The 26,099-nt window shown below is 68.6% G+C and carries 26 protein-coding genes and 1 tRNA gene; 17 read left to right on the forward strand and 10 right to left on the reverse strand.

Annotated features, from left to right (window positions below; translation table 11 throughout):
- A partial coding sequence (locus Pma05_RS12805) for a nucleoside deaminase (protein ID WP_203857607.1) occupies positions 1 to 401 on the forward strand: 401 nt, incomplete at its 5' end.
- 318 nt (positions 402 to 719) lie between these two features.
- Here the strand turns inward: Pma05_RS12805 and Pma05_RS12810 are convergent.
- Entirely contained in the window at positions 720 to 2,000 is a 1,281-nt protein-coding gene (locus Pma05_RS12810; RefSeq protein ID WP_203857608.1) for a sensor histidine kinase, read from the reverse strand.
- Positions 1,997 to 2,653, reverse strand: coding sequence for a response regulator transcription factor (locus tag Pma05_RS12815; protein ID WP_203857609.1), 657 nt, complete (start codon positions 2,651 to 2,653; stop codon positions 1,997 to 1,999). The genes Pma05_RS12810 and Pma05_RS12815 overlap by 4 nt, the downstream gene beginning before the upstream one ends.
- 131 nt (positions 2,654 to 2,784) lie before the next feature.
- Between Pma05_RS12815 and Pma05_RS12820 the strand changes: the two genes are divergently transcribed.
- From Pma05_RS12820 to Pma05_RS12835, 4 genes are all read left to right on the forward strand, one after another.
- Positions 2,785 to 3,327, forward strand: coding sequence for a hypothetical protein (locus Pma05_RS12820; protein WP_203857610.1), 543 nt, complete (start codon positions 2,785 to 2,787; stop codon positions 3,325 to 3,327).
- Between the two features lie 170 nt (positions 3,328 to 3,497).
- Positions 3,498 to 4,535, forward strand: coding sequence for an efflux RND transporter periplasmic adaptor subunit (locus Pma05_RS12825; protein WP_372441460.1), 1,038 nt, complete (start codon positions 3,498 to 3,500; stop codon positions 4,533 to 4,535).
- A gap of 62 nt (positions 4,536 to 4,597) precedes the next feature.
- Positions 4,598 to 5,371: an ABC transporter ATP-binding protein gene (locus Pma05_RS12830; protein ID WP_203857643.1), complete on the forward strand. Its 774-nt coding sequence runs from the start codon at positions 4,598 to 4,600 to the stop codon at positions 5,369 to 5,371.
- Positions 5,371 to 6,594, forward strand: coding sequence for an ABC transporter permease (locus Pma05_RS12835; protein ID WP_203857611.1), 1,224 nt, complete (start codon positions 5,371 to 5,373; stop codon positions 6,592 to 6,594). The genes Pma05_RS12830 and Pma05_RS12835 overlap by 1 nt, the downstream gene beginning before the upstream one ends.
- Positions 6,595 to 6,685: 91 nt before the next feature.
- Here Pma05_RS12835 and deoD read toward each other — a convergent pair whose 3' ends face one another.
- Complete coding sequence (deoD, locus tag Pma05_RS12840) at positions 6,686 to 7,393, reverse strand: purine-nucleoside phosphorylase (RefSeq protein WP_203857612.1); 708 nt, start codon at positions 7,391 to 7,393, stop codon at positions 6,686 to 6,688.
- Between the two features lie 76 nt (positions 7,394 to 7,469).
- On the opposite strand from deoD, the gene Pma05_RS12845 reads away from it, so the two are divergent.
- The 4 genes from Pma05_RS12845 (at position 7,470) to Pma05_RS12860 (ending at position 10,532) form a co-directional block, all read left to right on the forward strand.
- Positions 7,470 to 7,559, forward strand: a tRNA-Ser gene (locus Pma05_RS12845).
- A gap of 306 nt (positions 7,560 to 7,865) precedes the next feature.
- Positions 7,866 to 8,648 (forward strand): GntR family transcriptional regulator, encoded by a 783-nt coding sequence (locus tag Pma05_RS12850; protein WP_203857613.1) that lies wholly within the window; start codon positions 7,866 to 7,868, stop codon positions 8,646 to 8,648.
- A gap of 13 nt (positions 8,649 to 8,661) precedes the next feature.
- Positions 8,662 to 9,585, forward strand: a complete 924-nt coding sequence (locus Pma05_RS12855; RefSeq protein ID WP_203857614.1) for a DMT family transporter — start codon at positions 8,662 to 8,664, stop codon at positions 9,583 to 9,585.
- Positions 9,582 to 10,532: a UTRA domain-containing protein gene (locus Pma05_RS12860; RefSeq protein WP_203857615.1), complete on the forward strand. Its 951-nt coding sequence runs from the start codon at positions 9,582 to 9,584 to the stop codon at positions 10,530 to 10,532. The genes Pma05_RS12855 and Pma05_RS12860 overlap by 4 nt, the downstream gene beginning before the upstream one ends.
- Positions 10,533 to 11,597: 1,065 nt before the next feature.
- Here the strand turns inward: Pma05_RS12860 and Pma05_RS42515 are convergent.
- Together Pma05_RS42515 and Pma05_RS12870 are read right to left on the reverse strand one after the other, a co-directional pair.
- Complete coding sequence (locus tag Pma05_RS42515; protein WP_239312285.1) at positions 11,598 to 12,488, reverse strand: DUF4231 domain-containing protein; 891 nt, start codon at positions 12,486 to 12,488, stop codon at positions 11,598 to 11,600.
- A 350-nt stretch (positions 12,489 to 12,838) separates the two neighbouring features.
- The gene (locus Pma05_RS12870; protein ID WP_203857645.1) at positions 12,839 to 13,108 is read right to left on the reverse strand and encodes a hypothetical protein; all 270 of its coding nucleotides are present in this window, start codon (positions 13,106 to 13,108) and stop codon (positions 12,839 to 12,841) included.
- A gap of 136 nt (positions 13,109 to 13,244) precedes the next feature.
- On the opposite strand from Pma05_RS12870, the gene Pma05_RS12875 reads away from it, so the two are divergent.
- The gene (locus Pma05_RS12875; protein ID WP_203857616.1) at positions 13,245 to 13,877 is read left to right on the forward strand and encodes a hypothetical protein; all 633 of its coding nucleotides are present in this window, start codon (positions 13,245 to 13,247) and stop codon (positions 13,875 to 13,877) included.
- Positions 13,878 to 14,384: 507 nt separating this feature from the next.
- Here the strand turns inward: Pma05_RS12875 and Pma05_RS12880 are convergent.
- Together Pma05_RS12880 and Pma05_RS12885 are read right to left on the reverse strand one after the other, a co-directional pair.
- On the reverse strand, positions 14,385 to 15,287 hold the full coding sequence (locus tag Pma05_RS12880; protein ID WP_203857617.1) for a TIGR03619 family F420-dependent LLM class oxidoreductase: 903 nt from the start codon (positions 15,285 to 15,287) through the stop codon (positions 14,385 to 14,387).
- 129 nt (positions 15,288 to 15,416) lie between these two features.
- Positions 15,417 to 15,779 carry a MerR family transcriptional regulator gene (locus tag Pma05_RS12885; protein ID WP_203857618.1) on the reverse strand — a complete coding sequence of 121 codons (363 nt, stop codon included), beginning with the start codon at positions 15,777 to 15,779 and terminating at the stop codon, positions 15,417 to 15,419.
- A gap of 312 nt (positions 15,780 to 16,091) precedes the next feature.
- Here Pma05_RS12885 and Pma05_RS12890 point away from each other — a divergent pair, with 312 nt between their 5' ends.
- The 4 genes from Pma05_RS12890 to Pma05_RS12905 all read left to right on the forward strand — a co-directional run bounded on the left by Pma05_RS12890 (position 16,092) and on the right by Pma05_RS12905 (position 20,636).
- Positions 16,092 to 16,622: a hypothetical protein gene (locus tag Pma05_RS12890; protein ID WP_203857619.1), complete on the forward strand. Its 531-nt coding sequence runs from the start codon at positions 16,092 to 16,094 to the stop codon at positions 16,620 to 16,622.
- Positions 16,623 to 16,706: 84 nt separating this feature from the next.
- The gene (locus tag Pma05_RS12895; RefSeq protein WP_203857620.1) at positions 16,707 to 17,237 is read left to right on the forward strand and encodes a hypothetical protein; all 531 of its coding nucleotides are present in this window, start codon (positions 16,707 to 16,709) and stop codon (positions 17,235 to 17,237) included.
- Positions 17,238 to 17,320: 83 nt separating this feature from the next.
- Positions 17,321 to 17,827, forward strand: coding sequence for a hypothetical protein (locus Pma05_RS12900; protein WP_203857621.1), 507 nt, complete (start codon positions 17,321 to 17,323; stop codon positions 17,825 to 17,827).
- Positions 17,828 to 18,074: 247 nt separating this feature from the next.
- Complete coding sequence (locus tag Pma05_RS12905; RefSeq protein ID WP_203857622.1) at positions 18,075 to 20,636, forward strand: AAA family ATPase; 2,562 nt, start codon at positions 18,075 to 18,077, stop codon at positions 20,634 to 20,636.
- A gap of 101 nt (positions 20,637 to 20,737) precedes the next feature.
- Here Pma05_RS12905 and Pma05_RS12910 read toward each other — a convergent pair whose 3' ends face one another.
- Positions 20,738 to 22,162, reverse strand: coding sequence for a glycoside hydrolase family 18 protein (locus tag Pma05_RS12910; protein ID WP_203857623.1), 1,425 nt, complete (start codon positions 22,160 to 22,162; stop codon positions 20,738 to 20,740).
- Positions 22,163 to 22,401: 239 nt separating this feature from the next.
- Here Pma05_RS12910 and Pma05_RS12915 point away from each other — a divergent pair, with 239 nt between their 5' ends.
- Together Pma05_RS12915 and Pma05_RS43980 are read left to right on the forward strand one after the other, a co-directional pair.
- Entirely contained in the window at positions 22,402 to 23,076 is a 675-nt protein-coding gene (locus tag Pma05_RS12915) for an SCO2207 family protein (RefSeq protein WP_203857624.1), read from the forward strand.
- A gap of 188 nt (positions 23,077 to 23,264) precedes the next feature.
- Positions 23,265 to 23,465, forward strand: a complete 201-nt coding sequence (locus Pma05_RS43980; protein WP_372441461.1) for a DUF397 domain-containing protein — start codon at positions 23,265 to 23,267, stop codon at positions 23,463 to 23,465.
- Between the two features lie 15 nt (positions 23,466 to 23,480).
- On the opposite strand, the gene Pma05_RS12925 is transcribed toward Pma05_RS43980, so the two are convergent.
- Both Pma05_RS12925 and Pma05_RS12930 read right to left on the reverse strand, forming a co-directional pair.
- The gene (locus tag Pma05_RS12925; RefSeq protein WP_203857626.1) at positions 23,481 to 24,233 is read right to left on the reverse strand and encodes a DUF6082 family protein; all 753 of its coding nucleotides are present in this window, start codon (positions 24,231 to 24,233) and stop codon (positions 23,481 to 23,483) included.
- 322 nt (positions 24,234 to 24,555) lie between these two features.
- Entirely contained in the window at positions 24,556 to 25,068 is a 513-nt protein-coding gene (locus tag Pma05_RS12930; RefSeq protein ID WP_372441462.1) for a hypothetical protein, read from the reverse strand.
- Positions 25,069 to 25,236: 168 nt separating this feature from the next.
- Here Pma05_RS12930 and Pma05_RS12935 point away from each other — a divergent pair, with 168 nt between their 5' ends.
- Entirely contained in the window at positions 25,237 to 26,067 is an 831-nt protein-coding gene (locus tag Pma05_RS12935) for a hypothetical protein (protein WP_203857628.1), read from the forward strand.
- The last annotated feature ends 32 nt before the right edge of the window (positions 26,068 to 26,099 follow it).

Here is a 26,099-nt window from a genome sequence, read left to right on the forward strand (position 1 = left end):
TCCCGGTCGAGGCGCTGGCCGGGGACGTCCCGGTCGGGGCGGTGGTCTATGGCCCGGACGGTACGGAGTTGTCGAGCGCCCGCAACGAGCGCGAACTGACCGGCGACCCCACCGCACACGCCGAGATCCTGGCCCTGCGCCGGGCCGCCCGGGCTGTCGGCGCCTGGCGGCTGACCGGCTGCACCCTGGTGGTGACCCTGGAGCCGTGCACGATGTGCGCCGGTGCGCTGGTGCTGGCCCGGATCTCCACGCTCGTCTTCGGCGCCTGGGAGCCGAAGACCGGTGCGGTGGGTTCGCTCTGGGACGTCGTACGCGACCGGCGGCTCAACCACCGCCCCGAGGTGTACGGCGGCGTCCTGGCGGCCGAGTGCGCCGCCGCGCTCCGAGCCTTCTTCCGCTGATCCCGCCCAGCGCCGGACCGGTCGGCGCCCGGTAGGGCCACCTGCCCGACGCTGCCCCTGCCCGACGTCGGTCCCGCCCCGACACTGCCCCTGCCCGACGCTGGTTCCGTCCGACGTCGGTCCCGCTCAGCGTTGACCCGGCCCGAAGCCGTTCTCCACAGTTCGGGCCGAGGTTGTGCACAGCCTTGTGGATAACCTCGAACGCCTGTGGAAAACTCTCGGGTCACCCGGGCACCGGCCACTCGTCCAGCCGCCCGCCTTCTCTCCGTGGCGACGTTGCGTGGCGACGTTGCGTGGCGACGTTGCGTGGCGACTGTGCTATCTCAGCGTCCGGGCGGGTCCGGCCAGCGGGGCGGGATCACCGACGGGCAGCTCGGGGCGGGGACCGAGGGTGGCGGTCGGGACGGCCGGCGGGGCGTGGTGGTGCGGGACGGCCCGGAGCGACGCCTCGGCCGGCAACAGGACCGTCACGACCAAGCCACCGCCGTGCCGGGGCTCGGCCCGGACCGAACCGCCGTGCGTGCCGGCGACCGCCCGGACGATCGACAGCCCGAGGCCGAACCCGCGACCGCCGCCGACCCGCTCCTGGCGTAGCCGCCGGAACGGCTGGAACATCGTCTCGACCTCGTACCCCGGCACCACCGGCCCGGTGTTCGCCACCACCAGGGTCACCCAGCCGTCGAACGTGCCGGTGTTGACCCAGACCTGGCCGTTGGCCGGTACGTTGTGCCGCAGCGCGTTCTCCAGCAGGTTCTGGGTCAGCCGCTCCAGCAGTACCGGATCTCCGGCGGTGGGTGCCGGGGCCAGGTGCCGGTGCACCGGAAGCTCGGTACGCATCTGCTCGGCCACGTGCCCGACCACCTCGGCGAGGTCGATCGGGGTACGCTCCACCACCTGTTGCTCCGAGTCGGCCAGGGTGAGCAGCCCGTCGATCAGCCGTTCGTGCCGCTCGTTGACCGCCAGCAGCGTCTCGCCGAGCTGCGTCAACTCGGCCGGTGCACCCGGCCGGGTGACCGCCAGCTCCAGCAGCGACCGGTTCAGCGCCAGCGGCGTACGCAGCTCGTGCGAGGCGTTGGCGACAAACCGCCGCTGCCCGTCGAAGGACTGGTCCAGCCGTTCCAGCATCAGGTCGAAGGTGTCGGCGAGTTCCTTGACCTCGTCCCGGGGACCGTCCAGCGCGATCCGCTCGTGCAGTCCGTGACCGGCGGTGCCGGCCCCGGCGATCCGTCGGGCGGTACCGGTGATCTGGTGCAGCGGTTGCAGCGCCCGGCCGGCGATCAGCCAGCCGAAGGCGACGGCGATCGCCGAGACCACGGCGAGCGCGATGCCGCCCTGGGTGAGCAGGGTCTCCAGGGCGTTGTCCCGGGCCTCGTCCTGGATCTGCCGGGCGAAGATCCGGAACTGTTCGGCGTCGTTCGGGCTGATCACCCGGCCGGCGGTCGATTCCGGCAGCCGGGTCTTGTTCAGTGCGACCCCGACGGTGCCAGGCATCCGCTGTTCGACCAGTACGTAGGTGACGGCGAGCAGCACCACCCCGGCGAGCAGGAAGAGGCCGCCGTAGACCAGGGTCAGGCGGGCCCGAATCGTCAGTCGTTTCACCGGATCTGATACCCCACTCCCGGCACGGTCTCGACGATCTGCGGATCGCCGAGCTTACGGCGCAGTTTCATCACGGTCACCCGGACCACGTTGGTGAACGGGTCGATGTGCTCGTCCCAGGCCCGCTCCAGCAGCTCCTCGGCGGAGACCACCGCGCCGCCGGCCCGCATCAGCTCGGCCAGTACCGCGAACTCCTTGCGGGAGAGCGCGACGTACCGGCCGTCCCGGTAGACCTCGTGCCGGGCCGGGTCGACCACCAGACCGGCCCGGGTCAGCTTCGGCGGCGCGGCCGGCCGGGCCCGGCGGATCAGTGCGTGTACCCGGGCGGAGAGTTCGACCAGCGCGAACGGCTTGATCAGGTAGTCGTCGGCACCCAGCGCCAGCCCGGCCACCCGGTCCCGGACGGCGGCAGCGGCGGTGAGCATCAGCACCCGGGTCTCGCCGCCGCCCTCCACGATCGCCCGGCACACGTCGTCGCCGTGCACCACCGGCAGGTCCCGGTCGAGCACCACCACGTCGTAGTCGTTGACGCCGAGTCGCTCCAGGGCGGCGTCGCCGTCGTACGCGACGTCGACCGCGAACGCCTCCCGGCGCAACCACTCGGCGACGGCGTCCGCCAACAGCTTCTCGTCCTCGACCACCAGTACCCGCACCGTCCCATGGTGACTCGTTCGGAGATAACCCCGCCGTAAACGTCGACGGTTACGCCCCGGATACGCGCTACCGACTTGACTTTGTCCGTATCGGCCGGCGAACCGCGCCGGCCCACGGAAGGAGTTGTGCCATGCGCCGACGAATGTCGGGCATCTGGCTGGTCCTCCCCCTCCTCGGTCTGGCGCTCGCCGGCTGTGCCAAGGCCGACGAGGGGCCGGGGGTGGCCACCGCCCAGGGCGGAGCCGGAGCCGGTCCCACCGCCAGTGCCAGCGCCGCTGCTCTGAGTGACGAGGACCGCCGCCTGGAGTTTGCCAAGTGCATGCGGGAGAACGGCGTGGAGATGCCGGACCCGGAGCCGGGCCAGGGCGGGATCCGGGTCCAGCGGAACCCCGGTGACGATCCGGCCAAGACGCAGGCGGCGATGGAGAAGTGCCGCCACCTGCTGCCGAACGGCGGCAAGATGGAACTCAACCCGGAGCAGGTCGAACAGTTGCGCAAGATGGCGAAGTGCATGCGGGAGAACGGTGTGCCGAACTTCCCGGACCCGGGGCCGGACGGCACCATGCAGTTCAACCAGGGCAGTGGAATGAAGATGGACGACCCGAAGTTCCAGGCCGCCATGGAGAAGTGCCGGGGCGAGGGCCCGGTCCGGATCAGGGGCGGTGGCGAATGACGGCGGGTACCTCCGTGACCGGAACCAGTCCGTCTCCGGACGGGCCGGTTCCGGCCGCCGCCGGGTCGGGCGACACCGGATCGGGCGATACCGAATCGACCGGGACGGGGGCGGTTCCGGCGGCCGGGGGCCGGCCGGGGCGGCGGCGCCGGGGCGGCCGAGGCCGGGCGGTGGCGGTCGTGACCACCGCCGCGCTGGCGGTCGCCGCCGGGGTCGCCGCCGCTGTGGGTTTCGGCGGTGACGAGCCGGGTACGGCCACCGCCAGCAATATGCCACCGGCGAACGCACAGGTCAGCAAGCAGACGCTTGTCGACTCGGAGACCGCCGACGGTGAACTCGGGTACGGCGAGACCCGTACCGTGGCGGCCCGGAAGGCGGGCACCATCACCTCGATCGCCGCCGCCGGTTCCCGGGTCAAACGGGGCAAGCCGCTCTACTCGGTCGACAACCAGAAGGTCGTACTGCTCTACGGCGGCCTGCCGGCGTACCGGACGCTGCGTTCCGGCGACAGCGGCGAGGACGTCGAGCAGTTCGAGAAGAACCTGAGCGCGCTCGGCTACGACGGGTTCACCGTCGACGACGAGTACACCTCGGCCACCGCCGAGGCGGTGCGGGAGTGGCAGGAGGACCTCGGCCTCGACGAGACCGGCCGGGTCGAGCTGGGCCAGGTCGTCTACGCCACCGGCGAGGTCCGGGTGGACAGCACCGAGGCCGAGGTCGGCGACGCGGTACAGCCCGGCGGCGGGGTACTCAGCTACAGCGGTACCTCCCGGGTGGTCACCGTCTCGCTCGACGTGGACGACCAGCGGCTGGCCAAGCGGGGCGCCAAGGTCACGGTGACGCTGCCGGACGGCAAGGAGGTGGCCGGCACCATCGCGGCGACCGAGACGGTCATCGACACCGGGGACCAGCAGAACGGGCCGGAGACCAAGATCGAGGTGACCGTCACCGCCGCCGACCCGAAGGCGTTGGCCGGGTTCGACAGCGCCTCGGTCGACGTGGCCTTCACCGCGGCCGAGCGGGAGAACGTGCTCACCGTCCCGGTCGCCGCGCTGCTCGCCCTCGCCGAGGGCGGCTACGGCGTGGAGGTCATCGAGGGTGACGCGACCCGGATCGTGGCGGTGCAGACCGGGCTGTTCGCCTCCGGCCGGGTGGAGGTGACCGGCGACGGGCTGGTCGAGGGGGCGACCGTGGGGATGCCGAAGTGAGCCGGGACCTGGCGGCTTCGGGTACCGCGCTCGCCGATCCACCGGCCGGCACCGACGGGGTCGTGGTGCTCGACGCGGTCACCAAGGTCTATCCGGGCGGCGTGACGGCACTCGGTGGCGTCACGCTGACCATCCGGCCGGGCGAACTGGTGGCGATCGTCGGGCCGTCCGGCTCCGGCAAGTCCACCATGCTGCACCTGATCGGCACCCTCGACCGCCCGTCGACCGGGACCGTGCACATCGACGGGTACGACGTGGCGAAGCTGTCGGACCGGCAGCTCTCCGCGCTGCGGTCGTCCCGGATCGGGTTCGTGTTCCAGCAGTTCCACCTCGCACCGGGCGTACCGGTGCTGGACAACGTGGCGGACGGGCTGCTCTACGCCGGCGTACCCCTCGGGGAGCGGCGGCGGCGCGCGGAGGCCGCGTTGGTCCGGGTCGGGCTGGGACACCGGCTGGACCACCGGCCGCACGAACTCTCCGGCGGCGAACGGCAGCGGGTGGCGATCGCCCGGGCCGTGGTCGGAAACCCCGCGCTGCTGCTGGCCGACGAGCCGACCGGCAACCTCGACTCGACGTCCGGGGCCGGGGTGCTGGCGTTGCTGCGTGAGCTGAACGCCGCCGGGACCACGGTGGTGGTGATCACGCACGACCGGGAGATCGCGGCGAGCCTGCCCCGGCAGGTGCACATGCGCGACGGCCTGGTGCTGTCGGACAGCGGCGGCGGTGCCGTGGTCGGCGCCGGCAGTGCCGGGGGCAGCGACGGCAGTGCCGGGGGCAGCGGCAACGGTGTCGGTCGGTCGGCCGGCGGTGGCTTCGCGCCGATCGGGGTCGGCTGATGGCCGGGGCGAACGGCGGGGCGCGACCCCGGCTGGTACCGGCCCGGATGCGACCCCGGGACATCTTCCGGGTCGGCGGGGTCGGGCTGCGTACCCGGCCACTGCGGGCGTTCCTCTCCGCGCTGGGCATCGCGATCGGCATCGCCGCGATGGTCGCGGTGGTCGGCATCTCGTCCTCCTCCCGGGCGGAGCTGGACCGGATGCTGGACGCGCTCGGTACCAACCTGCTGACCGTCGCGCCCGGCAACACCATGTTCGGCGACGCGGCGCAGTTGCCGGAGGAGTCGGTGGCGATGATCGGCCGGATCGGGCCGGTCCAGCAGGTCTCCGCCACCGGGCAGCTCTCCGACGCCCGGGTCTACCGGTCAGACCGGATTCCCGAGGTGGAGAGCGGTGGGATCGCCGCCCGGGCGGCCCGGCTGGACCTGCTCGACACCGTTGGGGCGACCATGGCCAGCGGTACCTGGCTGAACGGGGCGACGGCGCGCTATCCGGCCGTCGTACTCGGGGCGACCGCGGCGGAACGGCTCGGGCTCGGCAGCGCCGGGCCGGACGTACAGGTCTATCTCGGCGGTCGGTGGTTCACCGTGGTCGGGATCCTGGCACCGGTACCGCTGGCGCCGGAGTTGGACCTCTCCGCGCTGATCGGCTGGGAGGCGGCGGCGACGTACCTCGGCTTCGACGGGCACCCGACCACCGTCTACACCCGGTCGGCCGAGCAGTCGGTCGAGGCGGTGCAGACCGTACTCGGTGCCACCGCCAACCCGGAGGCGCCGAACGAGGTCAAGGTGTCCCGGCCGTCCGACGCGCTGGAGGCGCAGCAGGCCACCGACGAGGCGTTCACCGGGCTGCTGCTCGGGCTCGGCGCGGTCGCGCTGCTGGTCGGCGGGGTCGGAGTGGCCAACACGATGGTGATCTCGGTACTCGAACGCCGGGCCGAGATCGGGCTACGCCGCTCGCTCGGCGCGACCCGGGGCCAGGTACGCACCCAGTTCCTCGCCGAGTCGCTGCTGCTGTCGGCATTGGGCGGAGTGGGCGGAGTGCTGATCGGCATCGGGGTGACCTCGGGCTACGCCCTGTCCCGGGACTGGCCGACGGTGGTACCGAGCTGGGCGATGGTCGGCGGGGTCGGTGCGACCCTGCTGATCGGCGCCTTCGCCGGGCTCTACCCGGCGATCCGGGCCGCCCGACTGGCCCCGACCGAGGCGCTCGCCACCCCGTGAGAAACCGACCGGGTCGGGAGTACGCGCTCGGGGCGCACTCCCGACCCGGTCGCTGTTCGGTGCTGTCCGGTGCTCTGCCGCCGGCCGGCTGTCAGGCGACGATGGTGTCGAGGGCGATCTCGACCATCTGGCCGAAGGTCTGCTCGCGCTCCTGGGCGGTGGTCTGCTCGCCCCGCTTGATGTGGTCGCTGACGGTCAGCAGCGTCAACGCCCGCGCCTTGAACCGGGCCGCGATCGTGTAGAGCGCCGCCGACTCCATCTCCACCGCCAGTACGCCGTAGTCGGCGAGCGTGTCGTAGAGGTCGGGACGGTCGGTGTAGAAGGCGTCGGCAGCCAGGATCGGCCCGACCCGCATCGCGATGCCGCGCCGCTCAGCCACCTCGACCGAGGTACGCAGCAGCCCGAAGTCGGCGACCGGGGCGTAGTCGATCAACCCGTCGAACCGCATCCGGTTCATGTTCGAGTCGGTCGACGACCCGCTTGCCGCGATCACGTCCCGGAGCTGGAGGTCCTCGCTGAGGGCCCCGCACGAGCCGACCCGGATCAGCGACTTCACGCCGTACTCGTTGATCAGCTCGTGCGCGTAGATGGAGGCGGACGGCATACCCATGCCGGAACCCTGGATCGAGACCTCGGTGCCGGTCCAGCGGCCGGTGAAGCCGAGCATGCCGCGCACCGTCGAGTAGCACTTCGCGTCCTCGAGGTAGGTCTCCGCGATCCACTTGGCCCGCAGCGGGTCGCCCGGCATCAGGACCCGCTCGGCGATCTCGCCAGGCTTGGCGCCAATGTGCGTACTCATGTGGGGTCATCCTGCCAGGTCGGTCCGGCCGATACCGCCGCGACGTCGTCCCGGTGCGTCGGGTACCCTTCTCGGCGGTGGTGTGTCCGAGTGGCCTAAGGAGCACGCCTCGAAAGCGTGTGAGGGTTTACGCCCTCCGCGGGTTCAAATCCCGCCGCCACCGCCACTGAACAGCCAAGCGCCCGGCAGGTCGGAAACGACCGGCCGGGCGTAGTACTTGTTGGTGTCGTTTTCCGCTTCAAGCCCGCCGCTGCGCGTACCCATCGGCCCCGCTCGATCGCGGTCGGGTCTTCGCGCGTGGGTTCGTCAATCGACGGGTGGATCGGTGTACCCGCGAACTCCCTGCATCTGACAGCGGAAGCAGCTGGCTTGAGCCAGTCGGGAGGTGTAGCGGACAGATGACACGAGCTGGCTTGAGCCAGTTGCGGTAGGTTGTTGTCGGCGGGGACCCCCAAATCCAGGCAGGCAGACCGTGGACGAGCAGTCCGGCACAGATAGGCGCCCTCCGAGCCGACGCATCGCTGATGACCTGCGTGCCAGCATCCGGAGCGGCGAACTGGCGTCCGGTGCCAAGCTGCCGTCCGAGCGGGAGCTTGCCGGTCGGTACGGGACGGCACGGAACACCGCCAGGGAGGCGATCAGCATCCTGCAAGGGGAGGGCCTGGTCGTGGCGCAGCATGGCCGGGGTGTCTTCGTCCGCCCCCGGACACCCCTGATGCGACTCGGCGCCAACCGCTACTCACGGCAACTCCGCAGCGAAACGGGTCTGTCGCCGTTTCGCATCGAAGTCACCAAACAGGGCCGGACGCCGAAGACCGAGTGCCGGTCCGTCACCCGGGACAAGCCACCCGCAGACGTTGCCGACCGGCTCGGACTCGACGCGAGCACCGCGACAGTCATCCGGCGAGAGAACTGGTACTACGCTGACGACGAGCCGGTACAGGTAGGTGTGACCTATATTCCCGTCGATGTCGCCGGTGAGTCGCCGCTCGCCTCGGAGCGGACCCTCGGCAAGGGCAGCATCTACGCGAGGTTCGAAGACCTCGGCTACCGGATCACGCGCATCCGGGAAGAAATCTCGGCCAGGATGCCGTATCACGAGGAATCCACCGGCCTAAGCATGCCGCCCGGTGTCCCGGTCATCGAGGTGCTACACACCAGCATTGACGAACAACATAGAGCGTTCGAGGTCACTCGTTTTGTCATGCGGGGCGATCTCAACGGACTGGACTATGAGATGCCTGTCGAGGACTGACGAAGGGTGCCTGATGAGACGCGGCAGTCTGGTTCGGCTGTTGATGCTCGCCCTCTTGTGGGGGTCCGGATTCCTCTGGATCAAGCTGGCGCTACGCGGCTTCTCCCCGGTCCAGATCGTTCTTGTCCGTCTCGCTCTCGGCTCGCTCGTCCTCGTCCCCATTGCACTTCACCGAGGTCTACGGTTCCCGGCGGACCGCAAGACATGGGGACACCTGTTCGTCGCCGCATTGGTTGCCAACTCGATTCCGTACACCCTTTTCGGAGTCGGTGAACGTACCGTCGATTCCAGCGTGGCGGGAGTCCTCAACGCCACAACACCTTTATGGACCGCGCTGTTCGCCTTCGTCGCCGGAACCGACCGCACAGCAACCTGGTCACGAGGCATGGGCCTAGCGCTCGGCTTCGTCGGAACCGTGCTCATCTTCACGCCGTGGAAATCGGCCAACGAGATAGCCAGTTGGGGAGGGCTGGCAATACTCGCCGCATCCGTCAGCTACGGCATCTCCTACGTCTACATGGGCCGATTCCTCGCCAACCGGGGCATCCCCCCGATCATGCTCTCCGCCTCACAGCTCGCGGCCGGAACCATGCTCATGGTCCTGGCGCTGCCACTGGGCGGACTCACAGCACCGCACTGGCGCCTTGACGCCGTCATCAGCCTCCTGATCCTCGGCACCCTGGGCACTGGCGTCGCCTACGTGCTGAACTACCGGCTCATCAGCGACGAGGGTCCAACTCTCGCCTCCACCACGACCTACCTCCTGCCGGTGGTCGCCGTCGTCCTCGGCGCCATCGTCGTAGCCGAGCCCGTCACCGTGCCGATGGTATTCGGCATGCTCCTCGTACTTGGTGGCGTCGCACTGACACAGCGCCACGCGCCAAGACTCATCACCCGAGAACGCGACTCGGTGACCACCCGAAACGGTGCGCCATGACTGTCGTCGACTTGGGGTTCGCCCGCCTCATGCGAGAACTTCGACAGGGACAGGGCCTGTCCTTCCGTCGACTCGCGAAGATAGTCCACTACTCACACACATACCTATGGGATATTGAAACTGGCATCAAACAACCCACGCCCCATGTCGCCGAAGCGCTCGACAGGGGACTCAACGCAAACGGTCGACTCACACGACTGATCGCCGTTGAGGCACAAGCACTCGGCACGGTGGATTCTTCATCGCTCGCAGCGGCCAACTCAGATTCGGCTTTACGCAGCGCAGACGTTCAAGCAGCTGATCGAGCACCACGAATGTCAGCCACCCGCTCCCCGGACGGCAGCGCCTCCCAATGGGCACAGGCAGCAAGCCTGCTCTATGACATCTTCGTTCGCAACCGGCCACCCCTCACGCGTCTCTGCGTAGAGCGATATTCCAGACGCTTACGACGAGAGACCGGCGCATCGCCCTTCCACATGGAAGCGACAATGCAGGGTCGCACACCACACGCAGAATGCTACGCGATATCACGACAACCAGCACCGAGCGACATAGCCGGACTACTATCCTTGGCGCCAGGTGAACAGGTCATCTGCCGCGAAAACCGATACTATGCCGATGGAGAACCCATCCAACTCGGCCACACATACATTCCGCTGAAAATCGCGAAATCGTCGGCACTCTTCCACAAGACAAACTTAGGGCCGGGTGGACTCTTCGAGAGACTTGAAGATCTCGGGTACCGTGTGGCGCGCATCAGGGAACAGGTAACAACCCGCTTTCCTACCCGCCAGGAAGCCCTTGCCCTCAAGACGCCACCCTACGTACCCGTGATCCTCGTACTGCACACCGCCACCGACGACAACGGCTCGCCTTTCGAGGTGACCCGCTTCATCATGCGCTCCGACCTCATGACTGTCCAGTACGAAATGCCGCTGGGCGACTGACAGCAGCGGCCCCGTCCGCATACACACTGGCGAACACTACGTCACTGGTCATTGCCTCTCACGATCGGAAAACTTGGGCACACGGCGCGATTGTCTAGCGTCCCTTAGCCGATGGCCCCGCATCCACGTTTGGGGCCAGAGGGAGAGGCGGTCCGGCTACGTGACTAGGGCTCCGTGGCCGGGCCTGCCGTCTCTGATTGAAGGAGCCTCGTGTCCTGGATATCAGGTTTAGCCGCAAGTAACGTGTCAGTTCCCGTCAATCTATGCGTTCGTTGCGTCACTGCCTTGGCCGCCGGGGACAGCAGACACAACTGCATCGAGAGGGACCCGGCCCGCAATCCGGCGGTTCCACTTCGGGACTGGCGGTGCCAGTGTCCATGCCAGCAAGTCAGCAGCGATGACGATGTAGTGCCGATGCACCTATGTTGTTCGCCCGTCCATCATCACTCGTCGTACAAGCCTCATATGCCCATACGACCAATCTGGCTCTGCCGATCCTGCGGCGCACCCTGGCCATGCGGACCGGCCCGCCTTTCTCTCATTGACGAGTTCCGAAACGAACCTAGCGGGCTATCCGTTCACCTGGCCGGCGCGCTGTTCGAGGCAATCAAAGATCTGTACAACCTCAATTTCCCGCCGGGACCCGACATGGTCGCGTTGTTCATGCGGTTCGTCGGCTGGGCTACTCGCGCTAAGCCCTAGTCGTGCGATTAGGAGGTTCAGTGGCACGTCGATGGTCTCCGTAATTTGCGACAGTCTTTCCGGCGCTTCCGATGGCTCGCTGCATATTGAGGCTCATGTGGGATTCAGTGAGTCGGAATTGTGGGTTGTATGCCTGGTCATCTGTTACAGGAGCACCACCGGCCTAAACGGACCTACGGCAGCAGGAGCAAGGAAATCCCGGCCAGGAGAACAACCGTCCCTGCTGCCAGTAGGGCGCTGAGCATCGGCCTTCGATGGCTTCCGACTTTATCGGCTTGCCAGGTGGCCACGAATGAGATGATGAGAATAGCTGCAAAAGCTAAAACGCCGATAAGCTGAATAGCCAACATTCGAGTTGCCTCATTAGGCCGTTGTTGTTGGCGTGTCTTCGCGCTTCGTCTCGACTGGCTGATCAAGTTGTTGCTGGCGCTTGTTCTGCTCGTCGCGCAAGCGCTCTACGGTTTCCGCGAACAACGAGTAGGCGTCTGCGTGATCTAGCTTTGCATATCGTCCAACGCGGAGCTCAACTGCCTCATACTCGCGTTCGATCGAGTCGGCCGTCTGCTGAAGGTTGTAGCTATTTTCGTGGAACTTGTAGTATCCGGTAAAGCCGGCAGATAGCCCGACGGCGGCCGTAACCGCCACTGCTATCCATCTAGTAACGTCGAAGGATACCGAAGCAGTAGTTATCGCCGAGGCGAGGATTGAACCGACAATAATCACTGTCTGGTATCTATTGTGAGTTGAGCGGAGTCGGCCTGCTTGTTCCCGCATCTGTGCGATGATGTCCGGCATGTCGTCCCGATAGCGACGCTGCCTAACCAGTGTTCCTTTGCCAGCTTCCTCGGTGTACCCATCTTGTTGCGTTTGCTTTTCACGAAGGATGAGTATCGTCTTCTTGATTCCGAGCCGGTTTGAACGCAGCCTTTTATACTGCTGATACATGACAACGGGAGAAGCGAGCGTCGAGACTATCGCCGCGCCATACAAGATCGGAACTATAGGTGCGGCGCGGTGCCACTGCAGGATATCCGCCAGGACAGTTATAGTCCATAGCGCTATGTTGCCGAGAATGGCCCAGGCTCTGCCGATCTTTAGCCAGATTCCTTGGAGATGAAGGCGTTCCTCTGCGGAAGCTATTTGACTCTTCAGAAATACAGGACTCCAGTCCTTTTCAGGCTGGTTGACGATATCCTGAATGGTAGCCCTATATGGCGTTGCTGCGGTTCCGTGCTCCATCGGCACCGTGCCCATATAACGGAATTTTAGTGGTGAATAGAAGGCTGTCAATCGCGGGTCGAGTGTCTGACCTACTACTTTAAGTGATCACTCAGCTACGGTAAGATGCGCGATCTTGATCATGAAGCTCGATCAAGGGCCGGTCCCGAGGTGCTGCGAGCGACGCGCTGTGGAAGCGCCAGGTTGGGCTGGCCTGGACCGAATTGAGACGGAAACTGAGACGAGGGCGACCACTCTGACCAGGGCAAACACGAGCAGGCCGGAGCCTAAGGTCCGGCCTGCCGCTTGGAGGATGCGAGATTCGAACTCGTAAGGGTTTAACCCAACACGCTTCCAAGTCTGTGCCCGAGTGCCCGCCCGGCAGGTCAGAAACGACCTACCGGGCGTTCGGCTTGTGGTCTCAGTTTTGGTCTCAGTTGCCGCTCAGGCGGCGGCACGCGCACCCCGGCGGCGCCCTGGTCGTCCTCGTCGGGTGGATCCTTCGGAGCCTCCCAGAGCAGCCCGCCGACCCGCTTCGCGATGTCCCGGCGGACCTGCGTCGTCAAGTGCTGGTAGCGGACTGCCATGGCGGAGTTGGACCAGCCCATGATGCCGTCCTGGTTGGCCGGCAACTCTTCGAGGGTCTTCGTGGTCACGGCCTCGACCTGGGCGTCACCGACCTTCTGCGGGCGCCTTGATCATGACGGCGTTGTTGTCCAGTTGTCGTCCAGCCGATTTCCAGTGCGCTCCGGCACTCTACCGGCCTGGATGTAAGTCCTGAGAGGAGTACGGATGTCAGTCCCCAACACCCGCGGTCCATTGCGCCGGCTCGGTATCGTCACCGTGCTGGCCACGCTGCTGTCGGCGCTGGCGGTCGCCACGACGGCGGGCGCCGCGAGCGCCGACCCGCCTGAGATTCCCTGCCCGTCGGACGCGTTCCCGGCGTTCGTTGGCACGGCCACCACGTCCGACGTCGGCACCTCGGGGATCATCATCGTTCGACGGACGCTGTACCGGTACGTCTCGGTGGCCTCGGTGTCGACGACCTTCAACATCGCCTATGCCAGGGTCTTCGACAACGCGGGAAACAGCGCTCCACTCAACACCACCATCGTGACCGAAACGAGCCAGACGTTCAGCGTGACGGTGTCCGTGGGTACGACGGCGAAGCTCAGCGAGTTCCTCACCCGCAACGTCAGCGCCCAGATCGTCGCGTCGATCACCACGAAGTTCGGAGTCACCATCAGCACCACGGTCGCGCCGTACAGCCGGCTGCTGGCCGAGTACGGGGTGGAGGCGTTCAACGTGACATACAACGTCCAGAAGATCGAACAGGTCCAGAACCGGTGCTTCGACCACGGCATCACGCAGGCGGCAACGAACGCGCCGACGTACGTCGAAGGCTGGCGGCTCAGGAACATCTAACCCTTCCATGATCAAGGCGTCCTTCATGTCGCTACGACGACTTGAGGGACGCCTTGATCATGGAGCGGGGCTATGCGACTTCAAGGTGCAGTCATATGGCCTACTGTCGTCTCGGGCCGTAGCGCCGGGAAGCCACGGAGAAGCGCGGTCAACCATGGGCACCATGACCAGGAGCGCGACGGGTTGACCTTGGTCCGGATCGGCGCTCCAGCGAGTTCTCCAGGCTGATGGTCCTGCTACCTCACGGTCCGAGTAGCTGGGAACGGTCTCAGTTGTGGTCTCATTCGCTGTCGTACGCGGTCGTCCGTGCCGGTCCGACGGACAGCCGGACTGCTGGTCACGGCCGCTGCCGGACCGGTCCGGATGCATGATCGCAGACCTCGAAAGCGTGTGAGGGTTTACGCCCTCCGCGGGTTCAAATCCCGCCGCCACCGCCACTGAACAGCCAAGCGCCCGGCAGGTCGGAAACGACCTACCGGGCGTTCGGCTTGTGGTCTCAGTTTGGTCTCAGACCTGCCTGGATCCGGGCCCCGGACCGGCCTGATCCACTAGACGGTCGGTCAGGCCGAAGCGCTCGGCGAACGCGGACATCTGGTCGCGCTGCTGCTCCGGCTCCGTACTGGTGGCGCTCACCACCATGCGGGTCACCCCCTGCGCCGCCAGCGCCTCGACCTGTTCCGTCGACATGTCGATCGACCCCCACCGGGTGTATTCGAGCGCCCCGGGGTCACGGCCAGCCCGGGCGGCGGTCGATCGGGCCAGGTCGAGTTGGCTGGCCCGCTCCTGCGGCGTGAGCGCACCGCCGGGGAAATAACCGTCACCGCGCCGCCCGGCCCGCCGGGCCGCCGCCCGACTCGAACCGCCGACGTGGATCGGCAGGTGGGTGACGCCGGACGGCTTCGGAAAGCTGCACAGGTCGTCGAAGTCGAAGAACTCGCCGTGGAAGCTGACGCCCTTCTCGTCGCCGCCCCAGAGCAGTCGCAGTACGTCGATCGCCTCGTCGGCGCGGCGGCCCCGGCTGGCGAAGTCGACACCGACCGCCTTCGCCTCGCCGGGCAGGGTGCCGAGTCCCACGGTCAGCAGCCGCATCCGCCCCTTGGACAGTACGTCGATGGTGGCCAGGCGCTTGGCGAGGGTCACCGGATGGTGGTACGGCAGCAGCAGTACGCCGGTGCCGAGCAGGATCCGTCGGGTGGCCGCCGCGACGAAGTTGAGGCAGTCGAGCGGATCGGGGTACGACAGTGACGGCGGTATCTCGGACGGTCCGTACATGGCGCCGGGATACAGCACGATGTGCTCGGGCAGATAGAGCGACTCGAAACCGCACGACTCGGCGTGCTGGGCATAGCCGACGATTTTGTCGGGGTCGACGCCGTAGTAGGGCGTGCTGTAGCTGATCGCGAATTTCATCGCTGTCTCTCCGGTAGTCGTCGATCGGTGCCACCTCCGACCACATTCGACGGGCGGGACCGGCGACCATCGAGTTCGCCGGTCAGCCGGGCGAGTTCGCCGGTCAGCCGGGCCGGCTACTGCGGCTGGCTACCGTGGCCGGACCGTGATCGCGTGGGCGAGTTGGGTCTGTAACTGCCGTCGTACCGCGCCGAGCTGGTCGATGTAGTCGTCGACCTCGGCGAGCTTGCGGCGCAGTACGGCCACCGAGTCCGGGCAGGCGTCGCCGGACGGGTTGCCGGCCCGCAGGCAGGCGACGAACGGGCGGATGTCGTCGAGGCCGAGGCCGACCGCGAGCAGTCCCCGGATCTCGCGTACGACCCGCAGCTCCGCCTCGTCGTAGCAGCGGTAGCCGTTGGCGGTGCGCTCCGGGCGTACCAGCCCGTGTGCCTCGTAGTACCGCAGCATCCGGGTGCTCGTGCCGGCCTGCTCCGCCAGCTCGCCGATCAGCATTCGACCTCCTCCACCAGCCCGTACCGGCCACGCTAGACCTTGTCGCCGGTGTCAAGGCAACGTCCGCCCGGTGACGGCCGTCTCGGTCGGCGCCGCGTTCCCGCCACCGGCATTCACCGGCCGGACTCGTCACCCGGACTGATCGTGCCGGTCGACCCTGCCCGTATGCCGCTGGTCGGCGGTCCGGTCCGATGGGTTAGCCCGATCTTCTTGATCTTGACAATAGGTCACTTCGCCTGATCTATCGGCCGCACTCTCCGATCACTTAGCGTCGATGTCGCGACCAAATCTGGTCACGGAGAGGAGTCCACTGTGCTCACATCGACCGAACCGAGCGCGCCGGCCCGCAAGCCCGGACGCGCCGCCACCTTCACACGGCGTGCCGGACTGGCGCTGGGGCTGACCGCCGCGATGAGCGGTGTCGCGTTCGTGGGGGCGAGTCCCGCGATGGCCGCTCCCGCCTGCGGGGCGGAACGGGCGTACATCCACCAGACGCCGCCGGGCGGCAGCGGTGGTGGCCCCAGCATCGACAGCCTGTTCAACCCGACCGAGTTCAACATCAGCGCCAGCGCCGCCTCGGTTCGCAACGTGTTCCTGGCCGGCGTCCACCGGCCGCGCCGCTCGATCGTCTTCAACTTCTACAACCAGGACAACGCCCTGATCCGGCAGTACACGACCACGGCGTCCGACGACGGCGGTGTGGTCCGGCAGGAGCGGAACGTCATTCCGTGGGACTACGGGGTCGGTACCCGGATCCGGTTCACCGCCGTCATCCGTACCCGGTGCGGCGGCGACGACGTGCCGAAGACCGTGAACGTGGGGTCCATCAACACCGTTCCGTGATCCGGTGCCCGACCGTGGCCAGCCGCTCGGCAGCTACCGGGCAAGGGTTGGCCACGGTCGGGCATCAGCGAAGGGAGTCCCCTGGTGGCAACGACGACAGAACGAAACACGGGTACGTCCCTGAGGGCCGTGACCGCGTCGCGGCGTACCGGCCTGGGGTTGGCGTTGGCCGCGGCGGTCGCCGTCGGCGCCGCGCTGGCCGGCACGGGTCCCGTCCAGGCCGCTCCCCCGCCCTGCGGTGAGTACGCGGCGTTCTACGTGGCGAACCCCGACGGCGGGCCCATCTTGCCGGGCGATGGTGGCAGCGACAGCCGGAACCCGCGGGACGTCTTCCTCAGCGTCAGCAGTCCGGCGCGGTACGTCGCCCTGAGCGGCGTCCACCAGACGCGCCGCTCGATCATTTTCAGCTTCTACAACCAGGACAACGCCCTCATCCGGCAGTACGTGACCGCGCCCGCCGACGACGGCGGTCTCATCCGTCCGGAGCGGAACGTCATTCCGTGGGACTACGGGGTCGGTACCCGGATCCGGGTCGATGCCGTTATCCGTGTCCGGTGCGACGGCGACGACAGGCCGAAGACCGTGTACGTCGGGGTCATCAACACCGTTCCGTGATCCGGCGCTCCACCGTGGCCAGCCCTCACCGCCCGCCCGGGCGACGGCTGGCCACGGCCGTCCTCAGCGAAGGGAGTTCCATCGTGGCAACGACGACAGCACAGAATACGGCCGCGCCGCGGCGCAGGGTGAGCGCCTCGCGCCGCCTCGGACAGGTGCTGGCGGTGGCGGTGGCGTTGGCGGTCACCGCCGGTGCCGCGCTGGCCGGCGGGCGGCCCGCCCAGGCCGCCTCCCCGCCCTGCGGCCAGGAGCACGCCTCGTTCGCCCAGACGACGGCCGACGGCCGGGGGCAGGGCCCGAGCAGCGACAGCCTTTACGGTCCGCAGGACGTCTACCTCAGTGACAGCGACCCGGAGTGGCGATACCTCCTCCTCTACGGCCAGCACCGACCGGACCGGACGATTCTGTTCACCTTCAGCTACGCCAACGGCATCCTCTTCGGGTCCGTCGAGATCTCGGCACCGACCGTGATCCCCTGGGCGGGACCGGTCGGCTCCCGACTCCTGGTGCACGCCGTCCTGCACACCCGGTGCGGCGGAGACGACGTACCGCGCCGCGTCTACGTGGGCGCGATCAACACCACCCCCTGAGCACAGGGCCATCAGGCGGCGGTCGAACTCGAGCCCTGACGCCGACCCGCTCGACCGGGCCAATTGCGAGGACCGCTGGATCTCAAGTAGCGGCCCCGACCAGTTGAGGCCCCGACCAGTAGAAGGCCCCAACCCAGTAGAGGAGCCGCCCGCCCGCCCCGCGCGATGATCGCGTTCAGTTGCTCTCCAGTTGCGCCTGCCAGCATCTCTCCGGGGAAGAAATGCCTGGCTCCGGGGGTGGAGAGTCATGTCGCAATGGTCGCCGACCGCGTGGCCCTTCGAGGGGCGGGAGACGGAACTGGCGTCCGTGGCCGAGGCGTTCACCGGGTCGGCCACGAACGCCGTACTGATCACCGCTTCCGCTGGGCTGGGCAAGACCCGGTTGGCCCGGGAGGCGCTGCACCGGCTCGGCTGCCGTACCCGGTGGGTCGCCGCGACCCGGGCCGCCACCGCGATCCCGTTCGGCGCGCTGGCCCATCTGCTGCCGGACGAGACCCTGACCCCGGCCGGTCCGGTCGGGTTGGTACGCGCCATCACGGCACAGGTCGCCGGTTGGGGCGGACGGGCCCGGGTGGCCGTCGGTGTCGACGACGCGCACCTGCTCGACGACGCCTCCAGTACGGTCGTCGCCAACCTGGTGTCCAGCTCGGCGGCGTTCGTGGTGCTGACCGTGCGTACCGGGGAACCGGTCGCCGACTGCCTGCTCCGGCTGGCCAAGGAGGGCGAGGCGGTACTGCTGGACCTGGCTCCGCTGCCGACCCCGGTCATCGACCGGCTGATCGACCACAGCACCGGGGGCACGGTGGACACGATCGAGCGGCGTCGACTGCGTACGGGCGCCTGGGGCAACCCGCTGGCCCTGCGCGAGCTGCTGCACGGCGCGGTCGCGGGCGGGCTGACCGACCTGGTAGCCGCCCGACTGGACCGGCTCGCCCCGGCCACCCGCCGGGTCGTCGAGCTGGTGGCCTGCGGCGAGCCGGTGCCGCTGGCCTTCCTCGAACGGCTCGCCGGCCCGGAGGTGGTCGCCGCCGCCGAGGAGAGCGGTCTGGTGGTCGCCGAACGGGACGGCGCCCGGGTGCAGGCTCGACTGGACCATCCGCTTTTCGGCGAGGTGCTGCGTACCCGGATGCCGGCCGCCCGGTCCCGGCAGGCGTACCGGGATCTCGCGGAGGTGTTGTCGGCGACTCCGTTGCGCCGCCGGGAGGACACCCTGCGTGCCGCGTTCTGGCAGGTGGAGGGGGGCAGGATCACCCGGGCCGACCTGGTCCTGGAGGGCGCCCGGCACGCGATCGGGCGGTCCGGGCTCGACCTGGCGGAGCGGCTGGCCCGGTCGGCGCGCGAGGCCGAACCGGGCCTGGCGGCCGACCGGATGCTCGCCGAGATCCTGGAATACCAGGGGCGCAGCGACGAGGCGGCGGCGCTGCTGCCGGTGACCCCGCCGGCCCGGTTGACCGAGCGGCTGGCCTGGGCGGGGACCCGGGCCGACTGGTACTACTGGGGTCGTGGTGACCTGGCCACCGCCGAGCGGGTGCTGGACAGCGCCGCCGGGCATCCCCGGATCGAGAGCGCGCGGGCGTTCATCCTCGTCTTCGCCGGCCGGTGCGCGGACGCGCTGCGGGCCGCCGAGACGGTGCTGGACGGTGACCAGGACGATCCGCAGTCCCTGGTCTGGGCCGCCGCCGCTGCCACCGCCTCGCTGGGCTTCCTCGGCCACCTCGACCGGGCCCAGGCGGTCCGCCGCCGTGGTCTGGCGATCGCCACCGCGCACGCCGGGACGCTGCCGTGGGGAGCGTTCCAGATCGAGGTCGCGGCCTGCCTGGCCCACCTGGCCGCCGGATATCCGGACACCGCCGCGGTGATCGCCGCCGACGGCCACCGCACCGCCAGCCGGAGCGGCGTACCGATGATGGTCAGTGCGTGGGCGCTCTACGAGGGCATCGTCGCCACCGTCCAGGGCCGGCTCCAGCACGCCGAACGGCGACTTGACGAGGCCCGCGCCGGGTTCGACCAGAGCGACACCTTCCGGTTACGGCGTGCCTGCCTGGCCGCACAGGCATTCGGGTACGCGATCCGTGGCCGGCACGAGGTCGCGGCCGAGCTGATGGCCGACGCCGACCAGACCGACAACGGTACGAACCAGGTGTTCGCGCCGTGGATCGCCACCTGGCGCGGCTGGCTGGCCCTCGCCGGCGGGGACTCCGCCGCCGCGATCCGGCACGCCGAGCGCGGTGCCGAGCTGGCTGCCGCCGCCGGGATGCCGTACGTGGAGGCCCAGGCCCGTTACGACATGGTACGGCTGGGCGGGCGCACCGACCTGGCCCGGATGGCGGCACTGCCCGGCCAGGTACCGGGGCTGCTCGGCGCCGCCGCCCAGGCACTGTCCGAACAGGACGGACCGGCTATGGTACGCGTCGCGGAGCAGCTCGCCCAGCTCGGTCACCACGTCGTCGCCGCCGAACTGGCCAACGCGGCCGGCCGGGCACTTCGCGCCACCGGCTACCACGCCCGGGCCGCCCTGGCGCAGGCCGCTGCCGCCGAGTGGCGGGCCACCTGCCCCGAGGCGCGTACGCCCCTGCTGGCCCGCCCCGACCTCGGCAACCTGCTGACCGTACGGGAACGGCAGATCGCCCTGCTGGCCACCCGGCAGGCCAGCAGGTCCATCGCCGAACAGCTCGGCCTGGCCCTGCCCACGGTCAACAACACCCTCGCCCGCATCTACACCAAGCTCGGCATCACCGGCCGGGCACAACTGCGCACCCTGCTCGAGGAGCCAACGAAAGCGGAAGCACGGCCACAGACTGACCGCTGAGAACGGGAACGGGAACGGGAACGGGAACGGGAAAAGGGAGCGCCCGGCCGATCCGGCGGGGGATCGGCCGGGCGTACCGGTCGGTGGGGTGGGAGCGGCGGCTACGGCGTCCAGAGGCCGAGGTCGATGGTGCGGGTCAGGGTCGCCTGCTCGTCGTCACCGTCCAGCGACCAGATCATCGCGCCGCCCAGCCGCTCGGCGCGGATGTAGAGCGTCTTCTGGAGCAGTACCGCCGGATCGTCGTACGTCCAGAACGTCGTACCGTCGTAGAGCCACGCGGTGCCGGCGCGGAGGTCGCGGTAGACCTGGAAGCCGTCCTTTCCGGCCTTGGTCTTCAGCACCTTGTAGTCCTCGTAGCCCGCCTCGAAGGTGGCCGGGGCGGCGCCGCCGGTGGAGGTGCCGAACAGGCCGTTGCGCCCGCCGGTCACCCCGGTCCAGCCGCGCCCGTAGTAGGGGATGCCCAGCACCAGCTTGCGCCGCTCGGCGCCTCGGTCGAGCCAGGCGTCGATGGTGCGGTCGACCGCGAAGTCCGGCTCGGTGGCCCCGGCCGGTACCCGCAGCGCGGACTGCTGGTTGGCGACCGGTTCCCAGGTGCCGTGGAAGTCGTAGCCCTGCACGGTGGCGAAGTCCAGGTTCCTGAAGACCTTCCGGACCTCGAAGCCGGCGTCGATCGCGGCCGGGTTGGCCGGTACGAACGCGGTCAGCTCGTAGTGCTTCCGGGCCGGCCTGCCGAACGCGTCGAGTTGGCGCCGGAACTCGGCGACGAGCGCGGTGAAGTTCTGCTTGTCCTCCGGCCGGTAGACCGTGTCGACGTCACCGGCCGAGCCCGGCCACTCCCAGTCCAGGTCGATGCCGTCGAAGACCCCGGCGAGCGAGCCGGGCCCGCCGGCACTGCCGTCCGGGTTGGGCAGGTTGCCCCTGAGGTAGAGGTCGATGCAGGAGGCGACGAACTTCCGCCGCGACTCGGGGGTGAGCGCCGCGTCGGAGAAGTGCGTCGACCAGCTCCACCCGCCCAGCGAGATCAGCACCTTCAGGTCCGGATGCGCCGCCTTGAGCTTCTGGAGCTGCCCGAAGTTGCCGTTCAGCGGCTCGCCCCAGGTGTCGGCGACGCCGTCCACGCTCTCCTCGGCCGGTACCGGCCGCTGGTAGTCGGCCCAGGCGTCGCCCTCGCCCGGCCCGCCGTCGACGTAGCACCGGCCGTCCGGGCTGACGTTGCCGAAGGCGTAGTTGAGGTGGGTCAGCCGGCTGGCGGCGCCCGAGTCGTGCAGCTTCTTGACGGTGAACGCCCGGCCGTAGATGCCCCACTGGGTGAAGTATCCGACCTTGACGAAGTCGCCCCGCTGGCCGCCGTCGTGCCGGGACGGTGCGCCGGGAGCGGCCGAAGCCGGGGGTACGGCGATGCCGGCGAGCAGGGCGGTGACGGCGGCAGCCGCGGTGACGGTACCGAGTCGACGGGCGGTGCCGAATTGACGGGTGGTGCTGGGTCTACGGGCGGTGCTGAGTCGACGGAGAACGGATCCGCGCATGTGCACTCCTGAAGCGGGGGTTGGAGCGTCGGCAGAACAGTTAGGAAACTTTCCGGTGTCTGCTCTGCAAGGTAGGGCGGTCGATGTCGGGCGGTCAAGTGTGCCGCGCCGGATCGCACCGAAGCTGTAGCGGTGGGTAGTTAAAGAACATTTAGGAATCTGAACTGATCCACCTTGGACCCTGCCGCCGTACCCAACCGTGGCTGCAACCGGGCAGCGGACAATCGAGGGAGCGGTGTATGAACAGGCGACGCAGGACGACCAGCCGGGCGCGCAAGGTGTTCCTGGGCGTGGCGGCGGCGGCCCTGCTCGGCGGCGCGCTGGCCGTCGGCACCGGACTCGGCAACGCGGGCGAGAGCTGCGCCGGCCTGGACACCGCGCTGCGCAACAACCTGAACTTCATCGCCGGCCAGCAGGCCAACCCGGACGCCCAGTCCGAGGCCCGGATCGCCAACCGGCAGGCCGTGGTCGACCTGATCCAGCAGCGCCGGGCCACCGCCGGCTGCACCGCCGACGTACGGGCCGACGCGCCCGCCCCGCCCGCCGCCCCGCCGGCGGCCGACCCGACCAAGAGCCCGGCGAAGCCTCCGGCTCAGCCGCCAGCCAACTCCGGTGGTGGCTCCTCCACCGATGACGGCTCGAACGGTGGCGGCTCGACCGGGGCGGGGGAGGTGGTCTGCAAGGGTTCCACGGTCACGCTCTTCAACGAGGCTGCCGGGCCGGCCGCGTCCAGCGGGACCTTCCCGATCGGTACCACCCTGAAGGTCACCAACCTGGACAACAACAAGAGCGTCACGGTCAAGGTGACCAGCCCGTCCGGCAGTTGCGTACTGCTCAACGACGCGGCGTTCGAGCAGGTCCGGGAGCCGGGCAAGTTCCTGATCCGGCGGCCGGTGATCGAGCGGATCGGCTGACACCCCGAGCCCGGGTGGCCCGGTCCGCCCCGCCGACCGGTCCGGGCCACCCTTCCCGCCTACACCTCCGACGAGGCTAAAATTCGGACATAAGCTGATAATCGGGCTATGGTCGACGGGTGAGTAGTCCCACTGGGCGAGTCTTCGCAGGCAAGGAGGGAACACCGGTGGCCTCCGACCGTACGGTTGTGCACTGGCCAACGTGGCGGCGCAGTTCGCGGTGCGTGACCGAACATCATTGTGTCGAGTTCGCTCTCAGCGGGACCGGAGTCGCGTTACGCAATTCTCAACGTCCGGCGGACGTGCTTCTGATCGGACGCGGTGTCTGGCGCGATCTCATCGCCGGAATCAAGGACGACGCCTTCGATGCTCCGGATGCCGCCAAATAGATGGGTCTTACGGCCTTATTCTCTCGCCCGCGACTCTCGGCGCCGCTGTGGGCGTACGACCTTGTCGCCGAGTCGGGCCGCCTTGTGCAGGCCGTCCCAGGGCGGATTGACCGGGAAGGTCGGCGGCTCGTACGACCGCGAAGGCGGGCCGGCCTTGACGGCACAGAGATACTCCTCGTTGACCAGTGCCATAAACCGGGCCGCCCGGGTACGTGGCTTGCGGTGCAGATGCCAGTCGCCGTGCCGTTGCCAGAAGAGTCGGGGGACCTCGCTGTCGAAGAACTGCGCCAGGAAGTTGCGCGCCTCCGGCTCGGTCAGCCCCCTGCGTTCCCATGCCCGAGTCCAGGACTTGATGACCAGGCTGCAATAGTAGAAGAGCCGTTCGTCCACGTGGTCCGGTGAGACCCGGGCGCCCCAGCACTGGCAGTACTCCGGATTCTCGACGGCGAGCTGCACGAGGTCGTCGGTGCGGTGGTAGACGGCCTGCACCCGTTCATACCTGAACTGGTTGTACTGCACGGCCAGCGAGGCGCAGACGACCAGCAGGGCGAGCGCGGCAAGCAGTGCGGAGGCGGCGCCGTACGCCTGCCCGACGTCACTGGCCTGTGAATAGTCGTCCTGACCGCTGTAGAACCGATTCAGGATGGCGGGAGATACTGTCGCGACGAGGAGGGTCCCACCGAGGAGAACCGTGGACACGGCGAGCAGTACCGGCCGACCGAGTCGGCGCCCCAGTTCGGCCGAGGCGTGGGTTTCGCGAACCGCCATCCGTGACTCCTCCGTCGGACCGGGTCAGATAGCAATTCTTGCGGGTTCCCCACGATGACTTCTCCTGTCATGCATGTTCATTCACAAACCAACGCGGGAGCTGCGGATTTGCCCGGTATCATGCCCCGGCCATCCGTGGAAGTTCCATTTACGGCGGCTATATCTGATCAGCCGTGACGTTGTCGTCGGCGAATGCGAACCCGATGTGGATCGGTGATTCGGCGACCCCCGCCAGATCGGTGAGGGCTGTCGACCGACCGCGTCTCCGGGATGTCGCCCCGTCCCCACTCGACTCCCGGATGTCGGCTTGTCCGTACTGCTGTCAGCAGGTGCCGAAGCCCTCGTCGAAGAGGCGCTTCGCGTAGTCGGTGTAGCCGGCGACGGTCTTCCGGACCGTCCGTCCGTCGTGCAGGAACAGGTAGGCCCGGTCGCCCTGCATCGCCAGCAGCCCGTCGTAGCGGTAGCTGCCGGGCGGCGCGGTCAGCCGAGTGGCGGCCGGATAGGCGGCCTCGACCTGGTCGACCGGGGTGCCGGCGGTGACCCCTTCCGGGGTACGCACCGGTGGGCTGGCCCAGAGCAGCACCAGCCGGTCGTCGGCGAAGACCGGGCTGACCGTGACCGGGTCGGTCAGGCTCGGGCCGCAGGCGGGGGCGGGTTCGGCGTGGAGTTCGCCGCGCCGGAGCAACTCCTGCTCGGTGTCGCCGAACTCGACATCGCGGACACCCTGGAGATGGAGGACGTTCGGCCCGTACCCGGGTGCCGTCGCCGGCTCGTCCGAGAACGTCCGGTACGCATGACAGAGCGCCACCGCACCCGCCACGAGTACGGCGACCAGACGTACGACTTTTCGTGCCTCCATGCAACCCTCCGGCGACACAGCGTAGTTTATCCCCGATTCGCCCAGTTCGCCGGGGTGGTGGATCCGCATCCACACCCTGTGGATAGCACATGTGTACGAGAGAAATCGGTTACGCCGCGCCGACCGCGTCGGCACAATCCGGTGATGGTGATCATCGCCGAACCGCTGCACGCCCGGCCTCGACCCGCAGCGGCACTGGCCTGGCTCGACAACGGCTGGCCGGAGTTCGTCTTCCACGACCAGGAGGCCGCTCGACACCTCGGCCGGATCCGACAGCTCTTTGCCGGCCTGGAACTCGTGCTCCTCGACGACGTCCCGAACCAGCCGAGGCACCACGCCGACGTCCGGGATCAGGCGGAGCACGATGCCGACGTCCCGAACCAGGCGGAGGAGGACGACGCCAGCCTCGAGACGAATGCCGAGATCGTGGCCGCCGGCTGGGCGGTGCCGCTGCGCTGGACCGGTACCGTCGACGACCTGCCGACCGGCTACACCGACTCGCTCGCCCGGGCCCTCGACGCGTACGACGCCGGTGAACCGCCGGACACGCTCGCGATCCTCGCCGCACAGGTCCGCCCCGAGCGGCAGGGTCGGGGACTGGCCGGGAGACTGCTACGGGCACTCGGCGACCTCGCCCCGGCCCGGCACCGGGTGATCTGCCCGGTCCGACCGACCCGCAAGGCCCGCTACCCGCTCACCCCGATCGACCGGTACGCCGACTGGCTCCGGCCGGACGGCACGCCCTTCGACCCGTGGCTGCGTACCCACCTCAGGTCGGGTGGGCGGATCCTGGCGACGGCGCCCCGGTCGCAGGTGATCAGGGGCAGCGTCGCTGAGTGGCAGCACTGGACCGGCCTGGAATACCCCGACTCCGGCGAGTACGTGATCCCTGACGGCCTGAGTACGCTGCACGTCGACCTCGACGCCGACCAGGGTACCTACGTCGAACCCAACATCTGGGTCCAGCACCGGTGACCCCTCGACCACGGCCGCCGCCCCGACACCGC

The sequence above is a fragment of the Plantactinospora mayteni genome, assembly GCF_016862935.1.
Taxonomy (GTDB): Bacteria; Actinomycetota; Actinomycetes; order Mycobacteriales; family Micromonosporaceae; genus Plantactinospora; species Plantactinospora mayteni.